24 protein-coding genes are annotated in these 26,386 nt (G+C 73.9%); 18 read left to right on the top strand and 6 right to left on the bottom strand.

Going from position 1 to position 26,386, the window contains the following annotated elements:
* The first annotated feature begins 25 nt into the window (after positions 1 to 25).
* The 7 genes from ACFQ8C_RS12175 (at position 26) to ACFQ8C_RS12205 (ending at position 10,431) form a co-directional block, all read left to right on the top strand.
* Complete coding sequence (locus ACFQ8C_RS12175) at positions 26 to 625, top strand: DUF5998 family protein (protein ID WP_043227249.1); 600 nt, start codon at positions 26 to 28, stop codon at positions 623 to 625.
* Positions 625 to 1,830 (top strand): alkaline phosphatase family protein, encoded by a 1,206-nt coding sequence (locus ACFQ8C_RS12180; RefSeq protein WP_383455326.1) that lies wholly within the window; start codon positions 625 to 627, stop codon positions 1,828 to 1,830. Before ACFQ8C_RS12175 ends, ACFQ8C_RS12180 begins: the two co-directional genes overlap by 1 nt.
* Positions 1,831 to 1,881: 51 nt before the next feature.
* Complete coding sequence (locus tag ACFQ8C_RS12185; RefSeq protein ID WP_383455329.1) at positions 1,882 to 2,532, top strand: thymidine kinase; 651 nt, start codon at positions 1,882 to 1,884, stop codon at positions 2,530 to 2,532.
* Positions 2,533 to 2,625: 93 nt separating this feature from the next.
* Entirely contained in the window at positions 2,626 to 4,902 is a 2,277-nt protein-coding gene (locus ACFQ8C_RS12190; protein ID WP_383455332.1) for an FG-GAP repeat domain-containing protein, read from the top strand.
* Between the two features lie 202 nt (positions 4,903 to 5,104).
* Entirely contained in the window at positions 5,105 to 7,882 is a 2,778-nt protein-coding gene (locus ACFQ8C_RS12195; protein ID WP_383455335.1) for a YfhO family protein, read from the top strand.
* 105 nt (positions 7,883 to 7,987) lie between these two features.
* Positions 7,988 to 8,953 (top strand): glycosyltransferase family 2 protein, encoded by a 966-nt coding sequence (locus ACFQ8C_RS12200; protein ID WP_383455338.1) that lies wholly within the window; start codon positions 7,988 to 7,990, stop codon positions 8,951 to 8,953.
* A gap of 2 nt (positions 8,954 to 8,955) precedes the next feature.
* Positions 8,956 to 10,431: a polysialyltransferase family glycosyltransferase gene (locus ACFQ8C_RS12205; protein WP_383455341.1), complete on the top strand. Its 1,476-nt coding sequence runs from the start codon at positions 8,956 to 8,958 to the stop codon at positions 10,429 to 10,431.
* 22 nt (positions 10,432 to 10,453) lie between these two features.
* Here ACFQ8C_RS12205 and ACFQ8C_RS12210 read toward each other — a convergent pair whose 3' ends face one another.
* Positions 10,454 to 11,227, bottom strand: coding sequence for a VOC family protein (locus ACFQ8C_RS12210; RefSeq protein ID WP_383455343.1), 774 nt, complete (start codon positions 11,225 to 11,227; stop codon positions 10,454 to 10,456).
* Positions 11,228 to 11,385: 158 nt separating this feature from the next.
* Here ACFQ8C_RS12210 and ACFQ8C_RS12215 point away from each other — a divergent pair, with 158 nt between their 5' ends.
* Positions 11,386 to 12,213, top strand: coding sequence for a sulfurtransferase (locus ACFQ8C_RS12215; protein WP_383455346.1), 828 nt, complete (start codon positions 11,386 to 11,388; stop codon positions 12,211 to 12,213).
* Positions 12,214 to 12,361: 148 nt separating this feature from the next.
* On the opposite strand, the gene sepH is transcribed toward ACFQ8C_RS12215, so the two are convergent.
* Positions 12,362 to 13,414 carry a septation protein SepH gene (gene sepH, locus ACFQ8C_RS12220; protein ID WP_383455349.1) on the bottom strand — a complete coding sequence of 351 codons (1,053 nt, stop codon included), beginning with the start codon at positions 13,412 to 13,414 and terminating at the stop codon, positions 12,362 to 12,364.
* A 411-nt stretch (positions 13,415 to 13,825) separates the two neighbouring features.
* Between sepH and ACFQ8C_RS12225 the strand changes: the two genes are divergently transcribed.
* On the top strand, positions 13,826 to 14,800 hold the full coding sequence (locus tag ACFQ8C_RS12225) for a hypothetical protein (protein WP_383455352.1): 975 nt from the start codon (positions 13,826 to 13,828) through the stop codon (positions 14,798 to 14,800).
* A 7-nt stretch (positions 14,801 to 14,807) separates the two neighbouring features.
* On the opposite strand, the gene ACFQ8C_RS12230 is transcribed toward ACFQ8C_RS12225, so the two are convergent.
* Both ACFQ8C_RS12230 and ACFQ8C_RS12235 read right to left on the bottom strand, forming a co-directional pair.
* The gene (locus tag ACFQ8C_RS12230) at positions 14,808 to 16,160 is read right to left on the bottom strand and encodes a D-arabinono-1,4-lactone oxidase (RefSeq protein ID WP_383455355.1); all 1,353 of its coding nucleotides are present in this window, start codon (positions 16,158 to 16,160) and stop codon (positions 14,808 to 14,810) included.
* The gene (locus tag ACFQ8C_RS12235) at positions 16,096 to 17,361 is read right to left on the bottom strand and encodes an MFS transporter (protein ID WP_383455357.1); all 1,266 of its coding nucleotides are present in this window, start codon (positions 17,359 to 17,361) and stop codon (positions 16,096 to 16,098) included. The genes ACFQ8C_RS12230 and ACFQ8C_RS12235 overlap by 65 nt, the downstream gene beginning before the upstream one ends.
* Before the next feature lie 159 nt (positions 17,362 to 17,520).
* Here ACFQ8C_RS12235 and ACFQ8C_RS12240 point away from each other — a divergent pair, with 159 nt between their 5' ends.
* Together ACFQ8C_RS12240 and ACFQ8C_RS12245 are read left to right on the top strand one after the other, a co-directional pair.
* Complete coding sequence (locus ACFQ8C_RS12240; protein WP_383455358.1) at positions 17,521 to 18,648, top strand: ferrochelatase; 1,128 nt, start codon at positions 17,521 to 17,523, stop codon at positions 18,646 to 18,648.
* A gap of 11 nt (positions 18,649 to 18,659) precedes the next feature.
* Positions 18,660 to 19,469, top strand: a complete 810-nt coding sequence (locus ACFQ8C_RS12245; RefSeq protein WP_383455360.1) for an inositol monophosphatase family protein — start codon at positions 18,660 to 18,662, stop codon at positions 19,467 to 19,469.
* An 81-nt stretch (positions 19,470 to 19,550) separates the two neighbouring features.
* Here the strand turns inward: ACFQ8C_RS12245 and ACFQ8C_RS12250 are convergent, their stop codons facing one another.
* Entirely contained in the window at positions 19,551 to 19,733 is a 183-nt protein-coding gene (locus ACFQ8C_RS12250; RefSeq protein ID WP_043230249.1) for a hypothetical protein, read from the bottom strand.
* Between the two features lie 407 nt (positions 19,734 to 20,140).
* Here ACFQ8C_RS12250 and ACFQ8C_RS12255 point away from each other — a divergent pair, with 407 nt between their 5' ends.
* The 4 genes from ACFQ8C_RS12255 to ACFQ8C_RS12270 all read left to right on the top strand — a co-directional run bounded on the left by ACFQ8C_RS12255 (position 20,141) and on the right by ACFQ8C_RS12270 (position 23,809).
* The gene (locus tag ACFQ8C_RS12255) at positions 20,141 to 20,794 is read left to right on the top strand and encodes a response regulator transcription factor (RefSeq protein WP_383455363.1); all 654 of its coding nucleotides are present in this window, start codon (positions 20,141 to 20,143) and stop codon (positions 20,792 to 20,794) included.
* A gap of 5 nt (positions 20,795 to 20,799) precedes the next feature.
* Positions 20,800 to 22,038 (top strand): sensor histidine kinase, encoded by a 1,239-nt coding sequence (locus ACFQ8C_RS12260; RefSeq protein WP_383455366.1) that lies wholly within the window; start codon positions 20,800 to 20,802, stop codon positions 22,036 to 22,038.
* A gap of 396 nt (positions 22,039 to 22,434) precedes the next feature.
* Positions 22,435 to 22,731: a DUF4193 domain-containing protein gene (locus ACFQ8C_RS12265; RefSeq protein WP_003955561.1), complete on the top strand. Its 297-nt coding sequence runs from the start codon at positions 22,435 to 22,437 to the stop codon at positions 22,729 to 22,731.
* 13 nt (positions 22,732 to 22,744) lie between these two features.
* Positions 22,745 to 23,809, top strand: coding sequence for a hypothetical protein (locus ACFQ8C_RS12270; RefSeq protein ID WP_383455368.1), 1,065 nt, complete (start codon positions 22,745 to 22,747; stop codon positions 23,807 to 23,809).
* Positions 23,810 to 23,873: 64 nt separating this feature from the next.
* Here ACFQ8C_RS12270 and ACFQ8C_RS12275 read toward each other — a convergent pair whose 3' ends face one another.
* Entirely contained in the window at positions 23,874 to 24,389 is a 516-nt protein-coding gene (locus tag ACFQ8C_RS12275; RefSeq protein WP_383455371.1) for a DUF3093 domain-containing protein, read from the bottom strand.
* Between the two features lie 58 nt (positions 24,390 to 24,447).
* Here ACFQ8C_RS12275 and ACFQ8C_RS12280 point away from each other — a divergent pair, with 58 nt between their 5' ends.
* The 3 genes from ACFQ8C_RS12280 to ACFQ8C_RS12290 are packed head-to-tail and all read left to right on the top strand — an operon-like array spanning position 24,448 to position 26,313.
* Positions 24,448 to 25,032 (top strand): PaaI family thioesterase, encoded by a 585-nt coding sequence (locus tag ACFQ8C_RS12280; protein ID WP_383455373.1) that lies wholly within the window; start codon positions 24,448 to 24,450, stop codon positions 25,030 to 25,032.
* Positions 25,032 to 25,544 (top strand): dUTP diphosphatase, encoded by a 513-nt coding sequence (gene dut / locus ACFQ8C_RS12285; protein ID WP_383455375.1) that lies wholly within the window; start codon positions 25,032 to 25,034, stop codon positions 25,542 to 25,544. Before ACFQ8C_RS12280 ends, dut begins: the two co-directional genes overlap by 1 nt.
* A 1-nt stretch (position 25,545) precedes the next feature.
* Positions 25,546 to 26,313, top strand: a complete 768-nt coding sequence (locus ACFQ8C_RS12290) for a DUF3710 domain-containing protein (RefSeq protein WP_383455378.1) — start codon at positions 25,546 to 25,548, stop codon at positions 26,311 to 26,313.
* The last annotated feature ends 73 nt before the right edge of the window (positions 26,314 to 26,386 follow it).

A 26,386-nucleotide genomic window follows, 5' to 3' on the forward strand; every position in this document is an offset into this window, starting at 1 on the left:
CCCACGGCCCCGTAGGATGGAGTCCATGGTGAAGAGCGGTACGACGACCCAGGGGCTGCGCGCGGCGATCGAGCGCAGCGGCTACTACCCGGCCCTCGTGGCCGAGGCGGTGGAGGCCGCCGTAGGCGGCGAGGACGTCGCGTCGTACGTGGTCCACCAGGAGACCACCTTCGACGCCAACGAGGTCCGTCGCCACGTCACCGTCCTGGTGCTGACCCCGAGCCGCTTCATCGTCAGCCACACCGACGAGCAGGCGGCCGACAACAGCTCGCCGAGCCCGTACGCCACCACGTCCACCGAGTCCGTGAAGCTGGACCGGATCTCGTCGGTCGTGGTCAGCCGGGTCGTCGCCAACCCGGAGTCGTACACCCCGGGCACCGTGCCCCGCGAGGTCGTCCTCACCATCGGCTGGGGCGCCGTCTCCCGGATCGACCTGGAGCCCGCCGCCTGCGGCGACCCGAACTGCGACGCCGACCACGGCTACACCGGCAACGCCACCGCGGACGACCTCAGCCTGCGCGTCAGCGAGGCCGGCGACGGCCCGGACACCGTCCGGCAGACCCTCACCTTCGCCCAGGCGCTCTCCGAGGCCACCGCCGACACCGCCCCGACGGCCGGCCGCTGATGGCCCAGCCGACCTCCGTCGCCCACGGCTGGCCGGACGACCCGGTCCCGCTCGCGCCCGAAACCGCTCCGGTGCCCGAGTACGGCTCCGGCTCCCTCGGCGACCTGCTGCCCACCCTCGTCGCCGGCCAGGGCGTGCCCGGCTTCGACGCGCGGATAGCCGAGCTGACCCCCGCCGACCGCGTCTGCGTCTTCCTCGTCGACGGGCTCGGCTGGGAGCAGATCAAGGCCCACCCGGACGAGGCCCCGTACCTGACCTCACTGCTCGGCACCTCGCGCGGCGGCACCGGCCGGCCCCTCACCGCGGGTTTCCCCGCCACCACCGCCACCTCGCTCGCCTCCGTGGGCACCGGCCGCACCCCCGGCGCCCACGGCCTCGGCGGCTACACCGTGCGCAACCCCCAGACCGGCGAGCTGATGAACCAGCTCAAGTGGCGCCCCTGGACCCCGCCGAAGGCCTGGCAGCCGTACCCGACCGTCTTCCAGCAGGCCCACGCGGCCGGGATCCACACCGCGCAGGTGTCCTCCCCGATCTTCGAGCAGACCCCGCTCACCCAGATCGCGCTCAGCGGCGGCACCTTCCACGGCCGCCTCTCCGGCGAGGAGCGGATGGACCTCGCCGCCGAGCAGCTGGCCGGCGGCGACCGCTCGCTGGTCTACACGTACTACAGCGAGCTCGACGGCGCCGGGCACCGCTTCGGCCTCGACTCCGACGCCTGGCGCGGTCAGCTGATGCTGGTCGACCGGCTGGTCCAGAGGCTCGCCGAGCAGCTGCCCGCCCACTCGGCGCTGTACGTCACCGCCGACCACGGCATGGTCGACGTGCCCTTCGACGAGGAGCACCGGATCGACGTCGACGAGGACTGGGAGCTGCGCGCCGGCGTCGCCCTCCTCGGCGGCGAGGGCCGCGCCCGCCACGTCTACGCCGTCCCCGGCGCCGAGGCCGACGTCCTCACCTGCTGGCGCGAGGTCCTCGGCGAGCAGTTCTGGGTGGCGGGCCGCGACGAGGCCATCGCCCTCGGCTGGTTCGGCGACACGGTCGACGAGCGGGTGTACGGCCGGATCGGCGACGTCGTCGCCGCGGCCCACGAGGACGTGGCGCTCGTCGCGTCCGTCGGCGAGCCGCTGGAGACCCGGATGACCGGCATGCACGGGTCGATGACCCCCGCCGAGCAGTTCGTGCCGCTCCTCGAAGTCCGGTCCTGACCCGTTCCTTCCGTCCCCCTCCCCTCCGACCCGAAAGGTCCCCGACCCGTCATGCCCGAGCTGGTGTTCTTCTCCGGAACGATGGACTGCGGAAAGAGCACACTGGCTCTCCAGATCGCGCACAACCGCGACGCGCGCGGACTCCAGGGCGTGATCTTCACCCGGGACGACCGGGCGGGCACCGGGAAACTGTCCTCCCGGCTCGGCCTGGTGACCGAGGCCGTCGAGGCGCCGGAGGGCATGGACCTCTACGCGTACCTCGTCGACCAGCTCTCCCAGGGAGGCAAGGCCGACTACGTGATCGTCGACGAGGCGCAGTTCCTCGCCCCGGTCCAGATCGACCAGCTCGCCAGGATCGTCGACGACCTCGGACTCGACGTCTACGCCTTCGGCATCACGACCGATTTCCGGACCAAGCTCTTCCCCGGCTCGCAGCGGCTGATCGAGCTCGCCGACCGGATCGAGCAGCTCCAGGTGGAGGCGCTCTGCTGGTGCGGCGCCCGCGCCACCCACAACGCCCGGACCGTCGGCGGCCACATGGTCGTCGAGGGCGAGCAGGTCGTGATCGGCGACGTGAACACCGCCGCGGAGGTCGTCGGTTACGAGGTGCTGTGCCGGCGCCACCACCGGCGCCGGATGACGAGCGCGAGCGCCCGCGCGGCGGCGCTGTCGCCGGACGTGCTGCCGGTCACCCCGGCCTGACCTTCGAACGTCCGTACAACCTTCCGGTCGGGACGAAGGTCTCAGGGACGACGCACGCAGGAAGGCGTGCCGCTCAGACTCCCCGGGAGAACCATGAACTCCGTACGTACGAACGGCCGTCGGGGTGTGTCCGCCGCGATCACCACCGTCCTCGCCGTCACGCTCGGCGCGGGCGCCCTGTCGGTCCCGGCCGGCGCGGCCGCCCTGCCCGCCGCCGTGACGGCCGGTACGGGAGCTCAGGCGACGCCCCTCGCGTACCCGTCGGGCGTGTCCTCGTTCGAGGCGGTCGGAAGGACCGGTTTCCTGACCAAGGCGTGGGCGGGCGACACGCCCCGCGTGTTCACGTGGACCCGGTTCGCGGACGGCTCGACCACCACGATCGACGCCCCGGTGGCCGACTCCACCGGCTCGGACGTGATCATGACCGGGAAGGGGTCGACTCCCCGCCGTTCGCTGGTCCTCCAGCTCCACGACATGGCCGACGGCGGCAGGTCCGTCACGATCGACCTCCGCCCGCTGAACGCCGTCTACGTGCAGGCCGTCTCCAAGGACACGATCCTGGCGGAGGTGACGAAGGCGGACGGCTCCGCGGAGCTGAGCCTCGTCACCCGCACCGGCGACACCGTCACGCGGCGGAAGGTCGAGGGCATCCCGTCCGACGCCCAGGGCTTCAACGCCACCCCCGCCCGCGACGGTTCCGTCCTCGTCGACTACTACCGGTCGGGCGCCACCTCCCCGTACCAGGTCGCCGCCGTCGACCTCGCCACCGCCAAGGCGACCTTCACCGACGAGGACGCCGCGATCGCCCGCGGCTCCTACCGGGAGTACGCCTCGATCTCCGCGACGCACCTCGCCTGGGTGGGGGCCGGCGGGAAGGTCGTCACCGTGGACCGCGCCACCGGCGCCAAGTCCTCGCTCGACCCCCAGGATGGCGACGGGCTGGGTCTCACCGCGGGCCTCCTGGGCTCGTGGGTGACCTACGGGACCCCGACCTCCCTCCAGGGGGACGGCTACGGCAGGACCGAGCAGGTGGTCCCGTACACGGCCAGGTCCCTGGACTCCGGCGAGACCTTCAAGCTCCTCGACTACGTCGGCGTGCCCCTCACCGGCGCCGACGGCTCGGTGTTCGTGCGCGGCGGCACCGTCGAGCACGGCGAGGGGCTCTACCGGATCTCCCTCGGCGCGGACGGCAGGCCGACCGCCACGCTGGTCGCCTCCACCGGCGAGCCGACGCAGCTGGTCCACCTCGGCACGCGGTTCCCGCAGCCGTTCGACCTCGCCTCCTCGATCCCGCTCAAGTGGAAGATGTCCCGGGACAACGCGGATGTCAGCCTGAAGATCGTCCACCGTGCGACCGGCCGGTCCTTCTCGAAGAAGCTGCACCTCTACACCGAGTCCGCCGGCAGCGACTACTACTACGGTCCGGGGGAGTTCGGCATCCGCTGGGCCGAGGTCGCCGCCGGCCTGGGCCCGGACGCCCCGACCGGAACGTACGACTGGTCGTACACGGCCGTCCCGCAGAACGGCATCGGCCCGGACCTGAAGGCCTCCGGCAGCTTCACGGCCGGCCGGAACCTCGCCACCCAGCACGACTTCTCCTGGAGCGGCACCGCCGGGCTGCTGGCCCGGGACGCGCAGGGCGTGCTGTGGCGCACCGACACCGGCTACGACGCGGCCAAGAAGACCCTCACGGGGGTCTACGGGTTCCACGAGGCCGGCAGCGGATGGCAGATCTACGACCGGATCGAGGCCCTCGGGTCCGTCGGCTACGGCCCCGCCGACTTCGTCGCCCGTGACCGGAACGGCGTCCTGTGGCTGTACGACGTGAGCTCCGAGGCGAAGATCGGTGCCCGGAAGCGGATCGGCGGCGGCTGGAACACGTACACGCGGCTCACCGGCGGCAGCGATCTGGACGGTGACGGCCGCTCCGACCTGGTCGCCGTCGACAAGGCCGGCGCCCTGTGGCTCTACAAGAACACCGGGAACGTCGCCGCTCCGTTCGCCGCGCGGAAGAAGATCGGCACCGGCGGCTGGGGGATCTACAACCAGATCACCGCCACCGGCAACATCGGCGGCGCCGCCGCCGGCGACCTGGTCGCCCGCGACAAGGACGGCGTCCTCTGGCTGTACCTGGGCAAGGGCGACGGCACGTTCGTCGCCCGCAAGCAGATCGGCGGCGGCTGGAACGCCTACACCGACACCATCGGCATCGGTGACGGCAACTACGACGGCCGCCCCGACCTGTTCGCGTACGGCCCGAACAAGACCGCCTACTTCTACGCCGGCACCGGCGACTACCGGAAGCCCTTCGGCACCCGCGTCGCCAGCCCCGTCCTCACCGGACAGCCCGCGTTCGACCACGTCCTCTGACCCGCCCGGGCAAGAGGAAGCCCCCTCGCCGGTCCTCCGACAGGACCGGCGGGCCGGGGGAGACACCGGGTGTTCACCCGGGGGCTGCCGGGAGATCGCCGGGTGATCCACTTCGGGTCGCCCGAACCAGGAGTAATGGGTTCGTCCCGCCGTGCGTTCGCCGCGGGTGACCGACGAGAGCCCCGTGCTCCCTGGAGGACCCGTGCCACCCGCCGCCACACCCGCGCCCATCCCCGACCGGGAGGGGGCGCGGGGCGGTCCCCGCCGGGTCCGGAACCCGCTGCTGCTCGCCCCGGCAGGCGCCGGAGCGCTCACCGCCGCCGTCTTCGTCCTGGCCACCGCGCTCGCCCGCAGCCACCCCCTCGGGCCGTACACCCGGAACGTCGTCGACCTGGGACAGCAGTACCTGCCGTACCACGCCTACTGGCGCGCCTTCCTGCTCGGCGACACCCACGGCGACGCCTTCCTCAACTGGAACTCCGGCTTCGGCGCGGGCTTCCTCGGCGACATCGGCACCTACCTGAGCAGCCCCTTCTCGCTCCTCGTCGTCCTCTTCCCGGCCGACCGGCCGGAACTCGCCCTGTACGTCATCACCGCGCTCAAGATCACCGCGGCGGGGGCGGCGATGGCCGCGCTGCTGATCAGGCTCCGCCCGGCCGGAGGGCCCGGCGGCCCGTGGCCGCTCGCCGTCCTTCTCGGGGCCGCCTACGCGCTCTGCGGATGGACCTTCAACCACGGCGCCTCCGTGCCCATGTGGCTGGACGGGCTCATCGCCTTCCCGCTGCTCTGCCTGGTCGCGGAGTGGGCCCGGGCCGGCCGGCGGCCGGTGCTCGGCCCGCTCGTCGTCGCCGCCGCCTGGACCGCCAACTTCTACACCGCCTACATGGCCACCCTGGGCGCGGCGCTCTTCCTCGTCGTCCGGCTCCTCACCGACGACACGACCGACGACACGACTGGCGACAGGACCGGAGACACAACCGGCGACAGGACCGGCGACAGGACCGGCGACACGACCGGCGCCCGCCGACGGCTCGCCGCCCTGCTCCGCGCCGCGTGGACCGTGGGCCTCGGCGTCGGGCTCGCCGCACCGCTCGTCCTCGTCGTGTTCAGCGGGACCAGGTACGCCGACCCGACGCCCGAGACCGTCTTCGCGCCCGCCTCCTGGGCCGAGCTGTCCGGCCGCTTCCTGCCCGCCACCGCGAACGTGGACACCCCGGCGCTCTTCATCGGCACGCCCGCGCTCCTCCTCGCCCTCAGCCTGCCCTTCAACCGGGCCGTCGCCCCGCGCGTCCGGGCCGGCTGGACGGCGCTGCTCGTCCTGGTGACGCTCTCCCTCCAGTGGGGACCGACCCACCTCCTCTGGCACGCGGGCGCCTCGCCCAACGGCAACCCCTACCGGCAGACCTTCGTCCTGTGCGGCCTGCTGCTCGTCGCCGCCTGGCTCTCCGCGGCCCCCGGCGTGCCCCGCCCGGCCGCCCTGCTCGGCGCCGCCGGCCTCCTCGGGGCGCTCGCCCTCGCCGCCCGGACCAGCGCCGACCTCGACAGCTGGACCTACCCCGCAGCCGGCGTCGCCGTCCTCCTGCTCGCCCTCGCCGCGGTGCTCCTCGGGTCGCGCGCCGACCGGTCCGCGGCCGACCGGTCCGCGGCCACCCGGTCCGCGGCCGCCGTCGCCCGGCCCGCCTTCCGGTCCGCCGCCTCCGCCGCCACCTCCCGCGTGCTGCCCGTCGCCGGAGCCGTCCTCCTGCTCGCCGCCCAGACGGGCGAGACGGTCGTCAGCGGAGCCCGGATCGAGCGGCAGCAGCGCGCCGACGTCTCCTGGGCGCCCCGGATCGGGCCGTGGCAGCGGGCGGTGGGCGACGAGGTGGCCCGCGCCGACGCCTGGCCGGCGTACCGCACCGACCCCGGTCCGCTGCCCGGCGGCAACGAACCCCTGCTGCTCGGCGGCGAGGGCGCCGACGCGTACTCCAGCCTCACCACCGAGAACACCTCCCGCACCCTCGACTCCCTCGGCTTCGGCCACTACGCCAAGGGCCGGCACCCCGAGACCCTCGACAACCCGGTCACCGACGCGATCTTCTCCGTCGGTGCCCGGATCCGCTCCGAGGCCACCGAGCCGGTACGCCAGGACGCCGCGCCGCACGGCACCGCGACCACCGCCCGCACCCCCGTACCGCCGCTCGTCACCGTCCACCCCGGCCGGCCGGCCGCCGTCGACCCGGCCGACTCCGCCTTCCGCAACCAGGAACTCCTCCTCGGCTCCTCCGTCTACGCGCTGCCCGCCGTCCGCCGCGCCGGCCGCACGCTCACCGCCCGCTGCCCGGCCGGCGCCGAGGTCTGGTTCTGGGCGCCCGAGTACAAGGGCACCGCCGCCCTGGCCGGCGCCGCCCCCGCCGACTACGACGGCCGCCCGCCCGCCGTCCGCGCCCCGATGCGCGCCCTCGGCACCGTCCCGGCCGACGGCGGGGTCCGCATCGAGCTGGTCACCGACCGGAAGCCCACCCTGCCGGACCGGTCCGTCGGCTGCCTCGACCGCGCCCGGCTCGCCGCCGCCGTCACCCGGCTCACCGCCACCGGAGCCACCCGCGTCACCGCCACCGGCCACGGCCTCACCGCCGAACTGCCGCCCGGCAGCACCGGCCTCGCCGTCGTCGCCGTCCCCAGGGCCACCGGCTGGCGGTGCGCGGCCGGCGACGCCGAACCCGTCTCCGCCCGCTCCCACCGGGGCCTGCTCGCCGTCCCCCTCGACGGCCGCGCGACCCGGGTGAGCTGCTCCTTCCGGCCGCCCGGCGTCCGGCTCGGCGCCGCCGCCGGAGGCGCCGCGCTCCTCGCCCTCCTCGCCACCGCGCTCCTCGCGCGACGCCGCGCACGGCGGACGCGGGGCGGTTCGCACGAGGGACGGCAAGAGTTCACCGACCGTCCACACGAGGCTCGTTCGAGCGGCCAGGACGCCGCATACGCTGCCCGCCGTACCGACGCCTGACAGCCGGAGGACACCCCCGATTTCCACCGGTGTACGGCACTCCGTACGCCGCCTCCGCTCCGAGCCGTCCGTGTCCGCCTCCGATCCAGTGTGGGGATTCTCCGCGTGCCCAAACTCTCCGTCGTCGTCCCCTTCCACAACGTCGGGCCGTACGCCCCCGACACCGTGCGCAGCCTCGCCCGCAACGCGGACCCGGACTTCGAGTTCCTGCTGATCGACGACTGCTCCACCGACGAGACCCCGGACGTCCTCGACCGCTGGAAGGACCGCATCCCGAACGCCCGGGTCATCCGCCACGAGACCAACCTCGGCGTCGCCCAGGCCCGCAACACCGGCATCGACGCCTCCACCGGCGACTACGTCACCTTCCTCGACGGCGACGACTGGTACGCCCCCGGCCACCTCCGTGCCGCCGTCGACGGCATAGAGCGCCTCGGCTGCGACTTCGCCCGGACCGACCACGTCCTCGCCGAGGGCCGCAAGCGGAACGTCAAGTACGCCCCCGCCAAGGTCCGCGACGCCGTCATGGACCCCCGCGACGGCATCGCCCCGGCCAGCATGATCACGATGGTGGACTACCCCTTCGTCCCCTTCGGCATCTACGGCCGCACCCTCTTCGAGGACGGCGGGTCCCGCTTCGAGACCAAGCTGCGCACCGCCGAGGACCGGCTCTGGGTCTGGCGCCTCCACCTCAAGGCCCGCACCTACGCCGCCCTCTCCCTGCACGGCGTCTTCTACCGCCGGGGCGTCACCACCTCGCTGACGCAGATCAGCGACAACCGCCAGCTGGACTTCATCCCCTCCTACGACCTCCTCCTGGAGGAGGTCTCCCGGGACCGCGACGCCGACCGCTTCCTGCCGAAGGCCGTCCGCACCTACTGCGCCATGATCGCCTTCCACGTGAACAAGGCCGGGAAGTACGAGCCCGAGGTCGCCCAGCGGCTGCGAGCCGACGTCGCCGACGCCCTGCACCGCATGCCGCAGGACGTTCTCGAAGAGACCCTCGCCACCATGGACACGCCGCGCGCCACCCTCCTGCGGAGCCTGCGCGAGACCGGAAGGACCCGCTGACCATGCCCACCGACAAGGCCGTGCCCACCGACAAGGCCGTGCCCACCGACGAGGCCGTGCCCACCGACGAGGCCGTGCCCACCGACGAGGCCGTGCCCACCGACGAGGCCGTGCCCACCGACGAGGCCGTGCCCACCGGCGCTGCCACCGCCCTCCGCCCGGTCCAGATCTTCCAGGTCTCCACCCTCTACGGCGCCGCGACCGTCGCCGCCGCGATCGACGCCGGCCTGTACGGCGCCCCCGGCGACGCCCGCCGCCTGCTGCTGCTCTCGCACAACGCCGAGATCCCGGAGACCGCGCTCCGCCTGGAGTCGATGACCGGCTACGCGCGGATCGCCGCCCGCTTCGACGGCGTCCTCGACTGGAACGAGACGATCCACCCGTACCACCCGGCCGCCTGGGCCCCGCGCCCGGAGGAGGCCCCGCTCTGGCAGCGGGTGCTGCGCACCGCCTGGGACCTCGGTGCCGCCCGCGTCGAGCTGATCGTGGAGTCCATCCAGGTCAACCCGGCCAAGGCGCTCGGCGCCTGCTTCCCGGAGAGCTCCGTCGAGGTGTACGCCGACGGGCTGATGAGCTACGGCCCCACCCGCACGGACGTCGCCCAGTCCCTGGCCTGCCGCATCCGCCGGCTCCTCCACCTCGATCTGGTGCCCGGCCTCACCCCGCTGCTCCTCACCGAGTACGGCACCCCCTCCGAGCTGGTCCCCGACGCCGCCTTCCGCGCGGTCCTCGCCGAGATCGCCGCCGACGCGGGCGACGACCCGGCGGTCGCCGCCGCCGTGGCCGCCGAGCCCACGGCACTGCTCCTCGGCCAGTACCTCGCCGCGCTCGGCCTCCTCACCGTCGAGGAGGAGGAGGAACTGCACGTCCGGATGGTCCGCGGCGCCGCCGCCCTCGGCCACCGCAGCATCGTCTTCAAGCCGCACCCCACCGCGCCCGCCGGCTACTCCACCGCGCTGCGCGAGGCGGCCGAGGAGGCCGGGGTCCGGCTCACCGTCCTGGACGTGCCGCTGCTCGCCGAGACCTTCTACGAGCGCTGCGGGCTGAGGCTTGTCGTCGGCTGCTTCTCCACGGCGATGCTCACCGCCGCCGTCTACTACGGGGTCCCCGTCGCCCGGGTCGGCACCGAGGAGCTCCTCGAACGGCTGACCCCCTTCGAGAACAGCAACCGCATCCCGCTCACCGTGGTCGACCACCTCGTCCCCGACCTGGAGGGCGGCGCGGAGCCGGCCGTGCCGGGCCCGGCCCCGGAGTCGCTGGCCCCGCTGGTCCGGGCCGTCGGCTACTGCATGCGGCACAAGGCCCACCCCGGCATGCGGGCCGAGACCGAGCTCTACCTGGCGGCGCACCACGCCGACCCGGCGGTCGCCCACCACTTCGACTCCGGACGCCTCACCCAGCTGGGCCTCCCGGGCGGCGACCCGGCCCCGGCCGGGCCCTCGCTGCTCCGGCGGAGCCTCGCCCGCACCCGCCGCTGAGGAGGCGGCCGGGCCGGTGCCGTCAACGGGAGCGCGACCTCACGAGGGTGAACACCGCGCCCTCCGGGTCCGAGACCAGCGCCAGCCGCCCGGCGGTTCCGTCCCGGGGCGGCCGCAGCACATGACCGCCCAGCTCCGTCACCAGACCGGCCGCCGCGTCCGTGTCGTCGATCTCGAAGTACGTCATCCAGTGCGGGCCCCGGTCCCGGGCCAGCGCCTCGCCCACCCCGTGCAGCGAGGCGACCGGGCGCCCGCCGACGTGCAGGGTGGCGTAGTCGAAGTCGGCCGAGACCACCGGCTCGACCTCGTACCCGAAGACCGTCCGGTAGAACTTGCCGACCGTGGCCGTCTCGTAGGTGAGCAGCTCGTTCCACACCGGCGTCCCGGCGGGCCCGGCGAGCGCGGTGCCGTGGTGGGCCTCCGCCTCCCAGACGCCGAACACGGCCCCCGTCGGGTCGGCGCAGATGACGAGCCGGCCGGCCTCGCCCGCGTCCAGCGGGCCCACCGCGACCGTCCCGCCGCAGCAGCGGATGGCCTCGGCGGTCTCGTAGGCGTCGTCGGTGGCCAGATAGGTGGTCCAGGCCGGGGTCAGGTGCCGGTCGGGGGGCAGCTGCCCGATGCCGGCCACCTCACGGCCGCCGAGCAGCGCCCGCACGTACGGTCCGAGCTGCAGTGGGCCGGGGACGAACTCCCAGCCGAAGAGCTCCCGGTAGAACTCCTGCGTCGCGTCGATCCCGTGCACCATCAGACTCACCCAGCAGGGTGTTCCCGGGCTGCGTCGAGCCGCCTCGGTCATCGTCACTCTCTCCTCGGACCTGGTCGTGACCGTGCCCGCCGCCGGTGGGTTCGCCGGTCCGCGCACGGCGCGCCCCGGTCGCACCGTGCCTGGCGCGATCCTTCGGGAGGACGCCGGGTCCCTCCCCGGCGCGGGCATGGCTGCGCGAGGATGGCCCCATGAAGCCCATCATCTCCGCAAGCGAACTCGTGAGCGAGTCGGCGGGAGCCCGGCCGCCGGTGCTCCTGGACGTGCGCTGGTCCCTCGGCGGCCCGCCGGGACGCCCCGTGTACGAGGCCGGGCACCTGCCCGGCGCGGTCTACGTGGACCTCGACGCCGAACTGGCCGGGCCGCCCGGGGAGGGCGGCCGGCACCCGCTGCCCGACCCGGAGGTCTTCGGGGCGGCCATGCGCCGGGCGGGTGTCCGCGCCGACCGTCCGGTGGTGGTCTACGACGGCGGCCTCGGCTGGGGCGCCGCCCGCGCCTGGTGGCTGCTGCGCTGGGCGGGCCACCAGGACGTGCGGGTGCTCGACGGGGGCCTGGCGGCCTGGCCGGGGGAGCTGTCGACCGAGGTGCCGGAGCCGGAGGCGGGCGACTTCACGCCGAAGCCGGGCGGGCTGCGGCTGCTCGACGCGGACGAGGCGGCGGCGCTGGCCCGGTCGGGGCTGCTCCTGGACGCCCGGGCGGCCGAGCGCTACCGCGGCGACGTGGAGCCCATCGACCGGGTCGGCGGTCACATCCCCGGCGCCCGTTCGGCGCCGACGACGGAGAACGTCGGCGGGGACGGCCTCTTCCTCGCCTCCGAGGCGCTCCGGGGCCGGTTCGCCGCGCTGGGCGCGGCGGAAACCCCCGAGGTGGGCGTCTACTGCGGTTCGGGCGTCTCCGGCGCCCACGAGGTGCTGGCCCTGGAGCTGGCCGGCATCCCGGCGGCGCTCTACGCCGGCTCCTGGTCGGAGTGGTCGTCGGACCCGTCCCGCCCGGTGGCGACGGGCCCGGACCCGCAGTAGGTCCCGGGTCCGCGGCAGGTCCGGACCCGCGGTAGGGCCTGGATCCGCGGCAGGTCCGGACCCGCGGCAGGTCCCGGATCCGCCGCCGTGAGGCGCGGAAGGCCGCCCGCACCGGACGGTGTGGGCGGCCCGGCCGGCGTATGCCGGACTACTCCTGCTTCTTCCTGCGCGTCCCGAAGACGATCTCGTCCCAGCTGGGGACCGCCGCGCGGCGGCCGGGGCGGACGCCGTCGGCCTCCGCCTGCCGGTCGGTGGCGCCGTGCAGCCGGTCGCGGTGGCCGGAGACGGAGCGGGGCATGAGGACGTCGGCGTAGGCCGCGCCGGCCCCCGCGGAGGCGGCGGGAGCGGGCGGCTCCTCCGCCTCGACCTCGTCGGACGGCTCGGTGTCGGGCTGCTCGGGGACCACCAGGTCGCCTCGGAAGCTCGGCACCGCCTCCAGGAGGCTGGTGAGCGAGTCCCGCTCCTCCTCCGGCTCCGACGCCGAGGCCGTCAGCGGGGCCCGGTCGAGCTGCCGGTCGAGGGCGCGGTCCAGCGGCCGGTCCAGGGTGCGGTCGAGCGGCCGGTCCCGGGGCAGCCGGGCGATGCGCGGTACGAAGGGGAAGCTCGGCTCCGGCGCGGCGGCGAGGGTGTCGTCGGTCTCGCCGATCAGCGCCCGCGCCTCGTCGTCCACGGCCTGGACGAGCCGGCGCGGCGGGTCGTAGGTCCAGCTGGCGGTGTGCACCTCGCCGGCGACCCGGTAGACGAGCAGCACCTCCCAGGTGCCGTCGTCGCGCCGCCAGGAGTCCCACTGCACGGTGTCCTTGTCGGCGCCGCGCAGCAGCAGCCGCTCCTGCACCGCCTCGCCGAGCTGGGGCCCGCTGTTCTCGCCGGGCCTGCGCACCGGGGTCTTGCGGGCGCGCTCGGCCATGAAGGCGCGCTCGGCGAGGACGGGGCCCTCGAAGCGGCGGACGCGGTCGACGGGGATGCCGGCGAGCTGGGCGACCTCCTCCGCGGAGGCACCGGCTCGTATCCGCGCCTGGATGTCCCGGGGGCGGAGGTGGCTCTCGACCTCGATCTCGATCTGCCCGAGGCGCGCGCGATCGTTGCGCACGGCGGCCCGGAGCCGCTCGTCGATCGGAAGTGTGTACTCCGTGCTGTCGGCAGCCTTGAGCACCAGTCGTGTGCCGTCGTTGGAGACGGCCACGACACGCAGTTCGGGCATGGGGACCTCCCGGGTGGTGCCTGCCGACGTCACGTGCGTCGCTGCTTCCGCTAGTCGAGTGTGGCCTGCCCGGGTGCAGCCTGCCACTACCTTGCCGAGTTGCCCGGCGTGTCGGGCGTGGACCCGGGGCCGCCGTTATGGCACGGTTACCTGATCACTACCCGGAGTGACCGGGGGTCACACTGGGTAGCGGTTCCGTTCCCGGGCGCCCCGGAAGGCGTCCGGACCCAGGGTTCGTCAATGTACTCCATTCGGGCCACTCGGGTGGACCGGCGCGCCGCCCAACTTCTCGGGGTGCGCGGGAGTTGGGCCTCCGTCCCCATTCCTCCCGCGTGGCACTCTTCACAGAACCCCCTGAACCGGAACTATTCGCTTCGCTCATATGTCCCTTCTGGGTGCACGGTGGAACAGATGAGCAAGCAGAGGGTGGAGATGCGTCACAGGCAGCCGACCGGTACGGACGACCCGGAGATACGGACTCCGGAGCCCGGGGGCGAGCCTCCGGAGCCCGGACCCGGGGCGAAGCGGAAGATCGACCTGAGCGTGCCCCAGGTGGCCGGCAGCGCCGTCGCGGCGGTGATCGCCGCCAAACTCGCCTCCACGCTCGGCGTCTACGGGACGATCCTGGGCGCCGGCGTGATCAGCGTCATCGCGACCTGCGGCGGCCCGCTCTTCCAGCAGCTCTTCAAACACACCGGAGAGCAGGTGCGGGACGCGACCGTCGCCGCCAAGCCGAAGGCGCGTCAGGTCCCGCTCGCGGCCCCGGGGCACGCCCCGGCCGGGGACCGCCACACGCTGATGCTCGGCACCGTCCCCGAGGCCGCGGCCCCGTTCCCGTACGACGAGGAGTTCGGCTCGGCCACCACCCACGGCACCCGGCTGCGCGGCTGGAAGCGCCCGGTGCTGGCCGCCGCGCTCGTCTTCGGCGTCACCATGGGCGGCATCACCACCTACGAGCTGGTCTCCGGCGAGGACTTCAGCGGGACCAAGGGCACCACCACCTTCGGTTCCGTGGTCCGCGGCGGAGGAGGACAGCGGGACGCCCCCGAACAGCCCGGGCAGGAGCGGGAGCGGCAGCCGCGGACCCCCGCGCCGACCGGCTCCGCGAGCCCCGACGCCGGCCCGGACGCGGGCACCCCGTCCGGCGGCGCCACCCCCGCCCCCGGGACCGGGACCGGGACGCCGAGCGACGGGGCCACGACGGCGCCGGCCCCGGACCCGACCGGCTCCGCCGACGACGGCACGGACCCGACCGAGGAGCCCGCCGAGCCGACGGCCGAGCCGACGGCGCCCGGGACCCCGACCGCGCCCACCGGGGACCCCGGCACCGGCCCGGCCTCCGGGGACGCGGCTCCCACGGCCCCGTCCGGCGACCCGACGGGGTGAGTCCCCGTCAGTCGCCGAGGACCCGGCGCAGGTAGTCGTTGGCGAAGAGGCGCTCCGGGTCGAGCCGGTCGCGCAGGGCCGTGAACTCGGCGAAGCGCGGGTAGGCGGCCGCCAGGTGGGCGGCGTCCCGGGTGTGGACCTTGCCCCAGTGCGGCCGGCCCCCGTGGGCGGTCATGATGCGCTCCACCGCGGTGAAGTACCCGCGGTGGGGCGTCCCCCTGTAGAGGTGCACGGCGATGTAGGCCGTCTCCCGGCCGGAGGCCGTGGAGAGCGCGATGTCGTCGGCGGGCGCGGTGCGCACCTCCACCGGGAAGCTCACCTTCAGCGGTGAGCCCTCGACCATCGCCTTCAGCTCGCGCAGCGCCGTCGTCGCCGCCTCCCGGGGCAGCGCGTACTCCATCTCCAGGAAGCGGACCCGGCGCGGGGTGGTGAAGACCTTGTACGGGACGTCGGTGTACGTGCGCGAGGAGAGCGCGCGGCTGGAGACCCGGGCGATCGAGGGGATGGCCGGCGGCACCGCCCGGCCGAGCGCGCAGGCCGCCCGGTAGACGCCGTTGGAGAGGAACTCGTCCTCGAACCAGCCGGCGAGGCGCGGCAGCGGGGCGGCGGGGCCGTCGCTGCGGTTGTTGCGCTTGGTGTTGCAGTTGTCCGTGTGGGGGAACCAGTAGAACTCGAAGTGCTCGTTCTCCGCGTGCAGCTGGTCGAACTCGGCGATCACCCGGTCGAAGCGCATCGGCTCCTCCCGCGCGGTGAGCAGGAAGAGCGGCTCCACGGCGAAGGTGATCGCGGTGATCACGCCGAGTGCGCCGAGGCCGATCCGGGCGGCCGCGAAGACCGCGCGTTCCTCGGCGTTCCCCTCCTCCGAACAGGTCATCAGCGTGCCGTCGGCGGTCACCAGTTCCAGGGCGCGGATCTGGGCCGCGAGGGAGGCGGAGGCGCGGCCGGTGCCGTGGGTGCCGGTCGAGGTGGCCCCGGCGACCGTCTGCTCCATGATGTCGCCCATGTTCGTGAGCGACAGGCCCTCCCGGGCCAGCGCCACGTTGAGCCGCTTCAGCGGGGTGCCGGACTCCACCGTCACCGTCATCGCCTCGCGGTCGATCCGCCGGATGCCGGTGAGCAGATCGGGGCGGACCAGTACGCCGTCGGTGGCCGCGATCGAGGTGAAGGAGTGGCCGGTGCCGACCGTCTTCACCCGCAGCCCGTCCCTGGTGGCCCGGCGGAGCTCGGCGGCCAGCTCCTCGGCCGAGGCGGGGCTCACCTCCCGTACCGGACGGGAGATGACGTTCCCCGCCCAGTTACGCCACGGGCTGCCCGCCCCGGCGCTCGTCGGCCCCGCCGGTCCCGCTGTCCTCGTGCTCATCTCGCCCCTCCCGGTTCGGCACCGGCCTGCGCAGCCGGCGGTGGCCGAGGAGCGCCACCACGACCGCGAGCGCGCCCGCGACGACGGGTACCACGTACGCCGCCTGGGCCCCCGAGGCATCGACCACCCAGCCGGCCGCCGAGGAGCCCAGCGCCACGCCGACCGCGAGGCCGGTGCCCGTCCAGGTCATGCCCTCGGTCAGCTGGGTGTGCGGTACGTGCTTCTCGACGAGGGCCATCGTGGTCACCATCGTCGGCGCGATGGAGAGGCCCGCGACAAAGAGCGCCACGGCCAGCAACGGCAGGTTCCCGGCCAGTAGGAGGGGGATCATACTCACGGCCATCGCGCAGACGCCCAGCAGCCACCGGCGGGACGGCTCGCCCTTGAGGTGGAGCAGCCCGAACACCGCGCCGGCCAGGCAGGAGCCCAGCGCGTAGACGGCGAGGACCAGGCTCGCGGCGGCCTTCTGGCCCCGCTCCTCGGCGAAGGCCACGGTCACCACGTCCACCGCGCCGAAGATCGCGCCGGTCGCCACGAAGGCCAGGGCGAGGACCTGGAGGCCGGGGGAGCGGAGCGCCGAACCGGCCTTGACGGCGGGCTGCGGGTGGGGCTCCGGCTCGGTGTCCCGCTGGGCGGTCAGCCAGAAGACGCCGATCGCGAGGAAGACGCCGGCCAGCAGCGGGCCGGCCTCGGGGAACCAGATGGTCGACAGGCCGATGGAGATGATCGGGCCGAAGATGAAGCACACCTCGTCGACGATCGACTCCCACGAGTACGCGGTGTGCAGCTTGCGCGCGTCGCCCCGGTAGATGTCCGCCCAGCGGGCCCGGGTCATCGCGCCGACGCTCGGCACGACGCCGATCACGGCCGTGAAGGCGAAGAGGGTCCAGTCCGGCGCCTTCTGCTGCACGCAGAGGAGCAGCCCGGCCGCCGCGGCCATGGAGATCAGGGTGACCGGGCGGAGCACCCGGCGCTGCCCGTACCGGTCGACCATCCGGGAGACCTGGGGGCCGAGCACGGCGGCGGACATCGCCAGCGTCGCCGACAGGGCGCCGGCGAGGCCGTACCGGCCGGTGACCTGGGAGATCATGGTGACGATGCCGATGCCCATCATGGACAGCGGCATCCGGCCGAAGAAGCCGGCCACGGAGAACGCGGTGGTACCGGGCGCCGAGAAGATCGCGCGGTAGGGACTGGGCAAGGGGTTCTCCGGCTCTGCGACGCGGCGTGCCGTCCGCTCGTCGCGGTCAACACGTGTAATTAATAGCTAAAGCCTAAGGGTTCGAAGCCATCGGGTCACCCCCGAATTCCGGACGGGCCGCGCCCCGGGCCGTCGGCGCCGGGTGGCAGGATCGGTGCCATGTCCGATCAGCACGATCCCGCCCCGTACGACGCCCTGCTGCTGCTCTCCTTCGGCGGTCCCGAGGGCCCGGACGACGTCGTCCCGTTCCTGGAGAACGTGACGCGCGGCCGAGGCATCCCCAAGGAGCGCCTCAAAGAGGTGGGGCAGCACTACTTCCTCTTCGGCGGCGTCAGCCCGATCAACGGCCAGAACCGCGCGCTGCTCGACGCGCTGCGGGCCGACTTCGACGGGGCCGGCCTCCGCCTGCCGGTCTACTGGGGCAACCGCAACTGGGCCCCGTACCTCACCGACACCCTCCGCGAGATGATCCACGACGGGCGCCGCCACATCGCCGTCCTCACCACCAGCGCGTACGCCTCCTACTCCGGCTGCCGCCAGTACCGCGAGAACCTCGCCGACGCGCTCGCCACCCTGGAGGCCGAGGGCCTGCCGCTGCCCCGGGTCGACAAGCTCCGCCACTACTTCAACCACCCCGGCTTCGTCGAGCCGATGGTGGAGGGCGTGCTCGCCTCCCTCGCCGAACTCGACGACGCGGTGCGGACCGGCGCCCACCTCGCCTTCACCACCCACTCCATCCCGGACTCCGCGGCCGACTCCTCGGGCCCCGTCGCCGACCACGGCCCCGGCGGCGCCTACGTGAGGCAGCACCTCGACGTGGCCGGGACCATCGCCGACGCGGTGCGCGAGCGGACCGGCGTCGACCACCCCTGGCAGCTCGTCTACCAGTCCCGCAGCGGCGCCCCGCACATCCCGTGGCTGGAGCCGGACATCTGCGACCACCTGGAGGAGCTGCACGCCGGCGGCGCGCCCGCCGTCGTCATGGTGCCGATCGGCTTCGTCTCCGACCACATGGAGGTCCTGTACGACCTCGACACCGAGGCCACCGCCAAGGCCGCCGAACTGGGGCTCCCGGTCCGCCGCTCGGCCACCGTCGGCGCCGACCCCCACTTCGCCACCGCCGTCCGCGAGCTGGTCCTGGAGCGGGCCGCCGCCGAGCGCGGCACGCGCGCGGAGCGGTGCGCCCTCGGCGCCCTCGGCCCCTCCCACGACCTCTGCCCGATCGGCTGCTGCCCGGCCCGCGCCGAGCGCCCCGCGGCCGCCGGTGCCGACAGCCCCTACGCCTGAGGAGCCACACCGTGACCCCCGCACCCGCGCCCGCACCGGACGAACTGCTCGAACTGGCCCTGGAGGCCGCCCGGCGGGCCGGCGCCCTGCTGCGCGACGGCCGGCCCGAGGACCTGGCCGTCGCCGCCACCAAGACCAGCGCCATCGACGTCGTCACCGAGATGGACATCGCCGCCGAGAAGCTGATCACCGGCTTCCTCGCCGAGCACCGCCCCGAGGACGGCCTCCTCGGCGAGGAGGGCTCCGCCACCCCCGGCACCAGCGGGGTCCGCTGGATCATCGACCCCCTCGACGGCACCGTGAACTACCTCTACGGCCTGCCGTCCTGGGCGGTCTCCATCGCCGCCGAGTACGAGGGCGAGACCGTCGTCGGCGTCGTCGAGGCCCCGCTGCGCGGCGAGACCTACCGGGCCGTCCTCGGCGGCGGCGCCTACCTGGGCGAGCGCCGGCTCGCGGTCCGCACCGCGCCCTCCTTCGACCAGGCCCTCCTCGGCACCGGCTTCGGCTACGTCCAGTCCCGCCGCGCGCACCAGGCCGAGGTCGTCCGGGAGGTCCTGCCACTGGTCAGGGACATCCGGCGCGGCGGCTCCGCCGCCATCGACCTCTGCGACGTGGCGGCCGGACGGCTCGACGCGTACTACGAGCGGGGGCTCAACCCCTGGGACCACGCCGCGGGGGCCCTGATCGCCCGCGAGGCGGGCGCGCGCACCGGCGGCCGACCCGGACTGCCCGAGTCCGGCGAACTGGCCGTGGCGGCCCCCGAGGGCCTTTTCGGCCCCCTCCAGGAGCTGCTCGAACGACTGGGCGCCTGGCACGACTGAGACCGACGCGACACGGCGGTGCCCCGGAGCCGGGAGGGCTCCGGGGCACCGCCGTCGGCGCTCCCGGGGGAGCGCCGTCGCTCAGGCGCTCTGCGCGCAGACCGTCGCGACCTCCACGCCGTGCTCCGCGGCCAGTCGGTGCAGGTCCTCCAGCTCGGCCTGCTCGACCTCCGCGAGGTACTCGTCGCCGGTCTCGCGGGCCCGCGTGAGGTCCGACTGCGTGGTCCTGATGCGGTGCAGCAGCCCTGCGGTGAACGCGTCCATGCGCCCCTCCTCGTGGGTCCGGCGGCACGGGGGTGTGCCGAGGATGGATGGATCACGCTCTGCAACGCTCCCGGGGGACGGAAGAGCCGTGGGCGTGCCACAGACAGGGCGTGATCGCGGGGTGTGCAGACCTCCTCCCCACCGCCGTCCGCACGGAAACCTCAACTGGCCCGTGATTCATGGTGAATTCTTCGCGCCCCCGGGCGCGCCCCCTTCGCGTCCGCACCTCGTCCCCGTCGCGTCTCCTCCCGTTCGCGGTCCCGTCACCCGCTGCCGTCGCCCGCCCCCGCACCCCCGCCTTACAGCCGGTTTACGCGCGTCCGGGGCAGGATGGACACGCACAGTCAGTGCTCAGAATCGCCCTCCGGCCCGCCGGGCCGGAGCGCGCCGAGGGAAGGAAGAACGACGTGCGCGTACTCGTCGTCGAGGACGAGCAGCTGCTCGCCGATGCGGTGGCCACCGGACTGCGCCGGGAGGCCATGGCCGTCGACGTCGTGTACGACGGCGCCGCCGCCCTGGAGCGCGTCGGGGTCAACGACTACGACGTCGTCGTCCTCGACCGCGACCTGCCCCTGGTCCACGGCGACGACGTCTGCCGCAAGATCGTCGAGCTGGGGATGCCCACCCGCATCCTGATGCTCACCGCCTCCGGCGACGTCAGCGACCGGGTCGAGGGCCTGGAGCTGGGCGCCGACGACTACCTCCCCAAGCCCTTCGCCTTCACCGAGCTCACCGCGCGCGTGCGGGCCCTCGGGCGCCGCACCTCCGTGCCGCTGCCGCCCGTCCTGGAGCGCGCGGGCATCAGGCTCGACCCCAACCGCCGCGAGGTCTTCCGGGAGGGCCGGGAGGTCCAGCTCGCGCCCAAGGAGTTCGCCGTCCTGGAGGTGCTGATGCGCTCCGAGGGGGCCGTCGTCTCGGCGGAGCAGCTCCTGGAGAAGGCCTGGGACGAGAACACCGACCCGTTCACCAACGTCGTCCGCGTCACGGTCATGACCCTGCGCCGCAAGCTGGGCGAGCCGCCCGTCATCGTCACCGTCCCCGGCTCCGGATACCGGATCTGACCCCGATGGCCACCACCCCGGCGCCCCACCTGCAGGCGCCACCGAAGCCCACCTGGGACCCGCGGGACCCGGTCAGGCCGCTCCTCAGGCCGACCATCCGGATACGGCTCACGCTGCTCTACGGCGGCATGTTCCTGATCGCCGGCATCCTGCTGCTGTCGATCATCTACCTCTTCACGGCGCAGGCCGTCACGGAGAGCGTCAGCCAGCTGCCCTTCAAGGTCGTCGAGGGCAAGGTGCAGCCCACCACCTCCTGGTGCGAGCTGCCCGTGCAGGGCACCGGCGAGCAGCTCAACGCCGCCGTCTCCGCCTGCCTCAAGCACCAGCAGGACATGGCCCTGGACGACCTCCTGCGCCGTTCGCTCTTCGGCCTGCTCGGCCTGAGCATCATCGCCTTCGCCTTCGGCTACGCCATGGCCGGCCGGGTGCTCTCGCCGCTCGGCCGGATCACCCGCACCGCCCGCCAGGTGGCCGGGTCCGACCTGGCGCGGCGGATCGAGCTGGACGGGCCGGACGACGAGCTGAAGGAGCTCGCCGACACCTTCGACGAGATGCTGGAGCGCCTGGAGCGGGCCTTCAGCGCCCAGCAGCGCTTCGTCGCCAACGCCTCGCACGAGCTGCGCACCCCGCTGGCGATCAACCGCACGCTCCTGGAGGTCCACCTCTCCGACCCCGGGGCGCCGATGGAGTTCCAGCAGCTGGGCAAGACGCTGCTGGCCACCAACGAGCGCAGCGAGCAGCTGGTGGAGGGCCTGCTGCTGCTCGCGCGCAGCGACAACCAGATCGCGGAGCGCAAGCCCGTCGACCTCGCCGAGGTCGCCGAGCGGGCCGTCGACCAGGTGTACGGGGAGGCCGAGACCAAGGGCGTGGAGATCCGCGGCGAGCGGGCCCCCGTCGTCGTCCAGGGCAACGGCGTCCTGCTGGAGCGGATCGCCCTGAACCTGCTCCAGAACGCCGTGCGGTACAACGTCCCGGAGGACGGCTGGGTGGAGGTCACCACCGAGGCCCAGCACGGCCAGGCGGTGCTCGTGGTGTCCAACACGGGCCCGGTGGTCCCCGCGTACGAGATCGACAACCTCTTCGAGCCGTTCCGCAGGCTCCGCCAGGAGCGGACCGGCAGCGACAAGGGCGTCGGTCTCGGACTGTCGATCGCGCGCTCGGTGGCCCGGGCGCACGGCGGACGGATCAGCGCGGAGCCCCGGGAGGGCGGTGGCCTGGTGATGCGTGTCACTCTGCCGATCTGACAGACTGCAGGCACGAAGCCCGATCTGTTCGCTTTGAGCGGAATTACGGGACGCCCGTCCTGAGACGGTCGTGTGTGATCGATCACAAGCGCGAGTGTCCGAGGGATCGCGCTCCGTGACCGTGAATTCCGGGGGAAAACCCGGAAAAGTCCGGGTTTCCCGGGCGCCGACCGGCGGAAAGTACACGGGGTGGCGCTCCACGCGGGCACCCCGAGGACCGTGTACGGTCCGCATCGCCACTCGTACCGATCGCTCCCGGAAGCGCGCGGGACGGGTGTCGATTGAGTAACAGACCTTGATGTGAGGCAAAATCTGCGCCTCAGGTCGGGCACAAGTCCGACCTCTCACGCGTTACGTGCGCTGAGACACCGCAACCACCCAGAGGGGGAGAGCGACATGGCAACGGATTACGACACCCCACGCAAGACCGACGACGACGTCGACTCGGACAGCCTTGAGGAGCTCAAGGCCCGTCGGAACGACAAGTCGACCTCGACCGTCGACGTCGACGAGTTCGAGGCCGCCGAGGGCCTGGAGCTCCCGGGCGCCGATCTCTCGAACGAGGAGCTGGCCGTCCGGGTCCTGCCCAAGCAGGCCGACGAGTTCACCTGCATGAGCTGCTTCCTGGTGCACCACCGCAGCCAGCTCGCGCGCGAGAAGAACGGTCAGCCGATCTGCCGCGACTGCGACTGAGTCGGGCGCGGCCGTGGCAGGCGACACACCGTCCCGGAAGCGGCGTCCGAGGCTTCCCGTGAAGCCCCGGACGTACAAGGGCGGCACAGGCCCGACGGAGGGCGCCCAGGAGGCTCCCGACGCCGTGCAGGCCGCCCCCCCGCCCTCCCTCGGCGTGGCGGACGACGAGCGAGGCCCCACGGCCTCGCTCGAAGCTGCGAAGGTCCCCGGACGGGGCGAGGCGCCGCTCCCCGCGGAGCGGGACCCCGACGGGTCCACCGACCCCGAGGCGGCGGACGACCGTGACGACCGCCGTCACGGACGGCTGGGCGCCGTCAGGCGGCTGGCCGACCCGGCGCGTACCCAGCTCGACCGCATCAGGATCGACGCCGCGCGCATCGACGCGGTCCGCCGCAGCGTGCAGGGCGTCAGACAGGGCGTGAAGCGGAGCGGCGACGGAGCCAAGGCGGGCCTCGGCTATCTGGCCGACCGGCTGATCGACCTGGCCCCGCGCGTCCCCGTCCGCGACCTCGCGACCCTGCGCAAGCAGTTCCCCGGGCTCGGCCCCGAGGAGCTCGCCGACAAACTGGTCTTCGGCGCGGCCAACGCGAGCTCGACCGTCGGCGCCGGCATCGGCGCCGCCGCCATGCTCCCCGTGCCGCCGGCCATGCCGGCCGAGCTGGCCGCGGAGATCACCGGCGTGGCCGCGATCGAACTCAAGCTCATCGCCGAGCTCCACGAGGTCTACGGCCTCCGGCCGCCCGGCACCCTGCCCCAGCGCTCGGCCGCCTACCTGACCTCCTGGGCCGAGGAGCGGGGCATCGACCCCACCAAGCCCACGACGATCAACGCGGCCCTCGGCGGGCAGCTCAAGCGCGAACTGCGCCAGCAGATCATGAAACGCATGGTCCGCAACCTGCCGAACCTCACCCCGTTCATGGTGGGCGCCGCCGTCGGCGCGGTCATGAACCGGCGCGACACCAGGAAGCTCGCCGGGCACATCCGCAAGGACCTCAGGGCCCGCCAGGTCCCCTGGGACAGACTCGCGGAGCTGCCCCCGCTGGAGCAGCCCGACAACCCCAGGGAACTGGGCTTCTAGACCGCCCCGGGCCGCCCTGGGCGGCCCCGGGACGGACCTGTCGGCCCTTCCCCCTCCCGAGGGTTCAGCCCTCGCCCCGTACCGCCTCCACGGCGGCCGCCAGGCCCTCCGGGTCACGGCTGGACAGGTACAGGTACGGCGTCGGGTCCGCCGGGTCGGTGACCTCGATCCGCACCGCCCGCGGCACGTAGCTGCGCATCAGCATGAAGGCGCGCGGATCGGCCTTGTACGTCCGCCAGGCCCGCGCCTCCTCCTCGTCGAGCACCTCGACCGCCCCCAGCGCCGACACCGGCACCCGGGCCTCGCCCGCCACCAGCGAACCGGCCACCACGCGGATCCGGGCCGAGCCGTACGAGGACGCCGCCACACCGGCCGCCACGCCCGCCACGATCAGACCGCCCAGCATCGGCACCGTCCCCAGCGGGAAGGTGACCAGCCCGCCGGAGAGCGCCAGCAGGGCGACGATCACCCACCACGAACCGGGCACGGTCAGCCGCTCGTCGAAGCGCGGCGCCGCCGGGGACGCGGAAGACCCGGGGGAGGGCGCCCCGGACGATGGAGTCGGTGCGGAATGCTGCATGCGTCCAAGCTTGGCACGGCGCGACCGGCCTACGGCCGCGCGGGTAAGGTCTGGGCCTGTGACTGCAACATCTGCCGCCCTCACCCCGCCGGCCGACGCCGTGGCGCCGACCCGCCACCCGGACGCGCCCGCCCCCGGCGAGGCGCTCGGCTCGCACTACGGCCACTGCTTCGGGTGCGGCGACGGACAGCCCCACGGGCTCCACCTGGACGCCCGCGCGGGAGACGGCGTGACCGTCACCGCCGAGTTCACCGTGACCTCCGACCACCAGGGCGCCCCCGGCCTCGCCCACGGCGGCGTCCTCGCCACCGCGCTCGACGAGACCCTCGGCTCCCTGAACTGGCTGCTCCGGGTCATCGCCGTGACCGGCCGCCTGGAGACCGACTTCCGCCGGCCCGTCCCGGTCGGCACCGTCCTCCACCTCCAGGCAGAGGTCACCGCCGTCCACGGCCGCAAGATCTACTCGACCGCCACCGGCCGGATCGGCGGCCCCGAGGGGCCCGTCGCCGTCCGCGCCGACGCCATGTTCGTCGAGGTCAAGGTCGAGCACTTCATCGACAACGGCCGGCCGGAGGAGATCCAGGCCGCCATGGCCGATCCCGACCAGGTCCGGCGCGCCCGCGCCTTCGAGGTGAACCCCTGATGCGCCCTCCCGTCGACGTGCTGATCCGCCGGGTGGACCCGGACGTGCCGATCCCGGCCTACGGCCACCCCGGCGACGCCGGCGCCGACCTCGTCACCACCGAGGCCGTCGTCCTCGCCCCCGGAGAGCGCGCCGTGCTGCCCACCGGGGTCTCCCTCGCCCTCCCGGACGGCTACGCCGCCTTCGTCCACCCGCGGTCGGGACTGGCCGCGCGCTGCGGAGTCGCGCTCGTGAATGCCCCAGGGACGGTGGATGCCGGGTACCGTGGAGAGATCAAGGTGATCGTGGTCAATCTCGACCCGCGCGAGAACGTGCGGTTCGAACGGTTCGACCGGATTGCCCAACTGGTCGTCCAGCAGGTCGAGAAGGTGCGCTTCCACGAGGTGGCGGAGCTTCCCGGCTCGGCGCGGGCCGAGGGGGGCTTCGGGTCCACCGGCGGTCATGCCGCCGTGGACGGCACGACGGGTGGGAATCGATACGCTTCGGTCGTATCCGACCGGGAAGGACAGTGACGTGTTCGGACGTCGCAAGAAGAGCGGTGCCGCCGACACGGCGGGCGAGGCCGAGCAGGTCGTCGACGCCGTGGCCGGCGAGGACGCCGCTGAAGCGGCCGACCAGCCGCGCAAGGTGAACCTTCCGCCGGCGCCCCGGCCCGACGGTCCCTGGGACATCTCCGAGGTCGCCAAGCCCGAAGAGGGCCGCGTCGACCTCGGCGGGCTCCACGTGCCCGGTGTCGAGGGCATGGAACTCCGCGTGGAGGTGGCGGGCGACGCGATCGTCGCCGCGACCATCGTGCTGCGCGACAGCGCCGTGCAGCTCCAGGCGTTCGCGGCGCCCAAAAAGGAAGGCATCTGGGGCGAGGTCCGCGAGGAGATCGCCACCGGCATCGTCCAGCAGGGCGGTGTCATCGACGAGGTCGAGGGCCCGCTCGGCTGGGAGCTGCGCGCGCAGGTCCCCGTCCAGCTGCCCGACGGCAACCGCGGTGTGCAGATCGTGCGCTTCGTCGGCGTCGACGGCCCGCGCTGGTTCCTGCGCGGTGTCATCTCCGGCCAGGGCGCGGTGCAGCCCGAGGCGGCCGGTCTCCTGGAGCAGATCGTCCGGGACACCGTCGTCGCCCGCGGTGAGGGCCCGATGGCCCCGCGCGACCCGATCGTCCTCAAGCTGCCGAACGACGCGCAGATGGTGCCGGACGGCGTCCAGCAGGAGGAGCAGGCCGGGTCCCGCTTCTCCGGTGGCATGGGCCAGCTCCAGCGCGGTCCGGAGATCTCCGAGATCCGCTGACGCCGACGCCTCCCGGCAGCCCTGGAGACACCCGGTCCGGTGGGCCGCCGCCCGTACGCACGACGTACGGGCG

Source organism: Streptomyces sp. NPDC056503, from assembly GCF_042794995.1.
GTDB lineage: Bacteria > Actinomycetota > Actinomycetes > Streptomycetales > Streptomycetaceae > Streptomyces.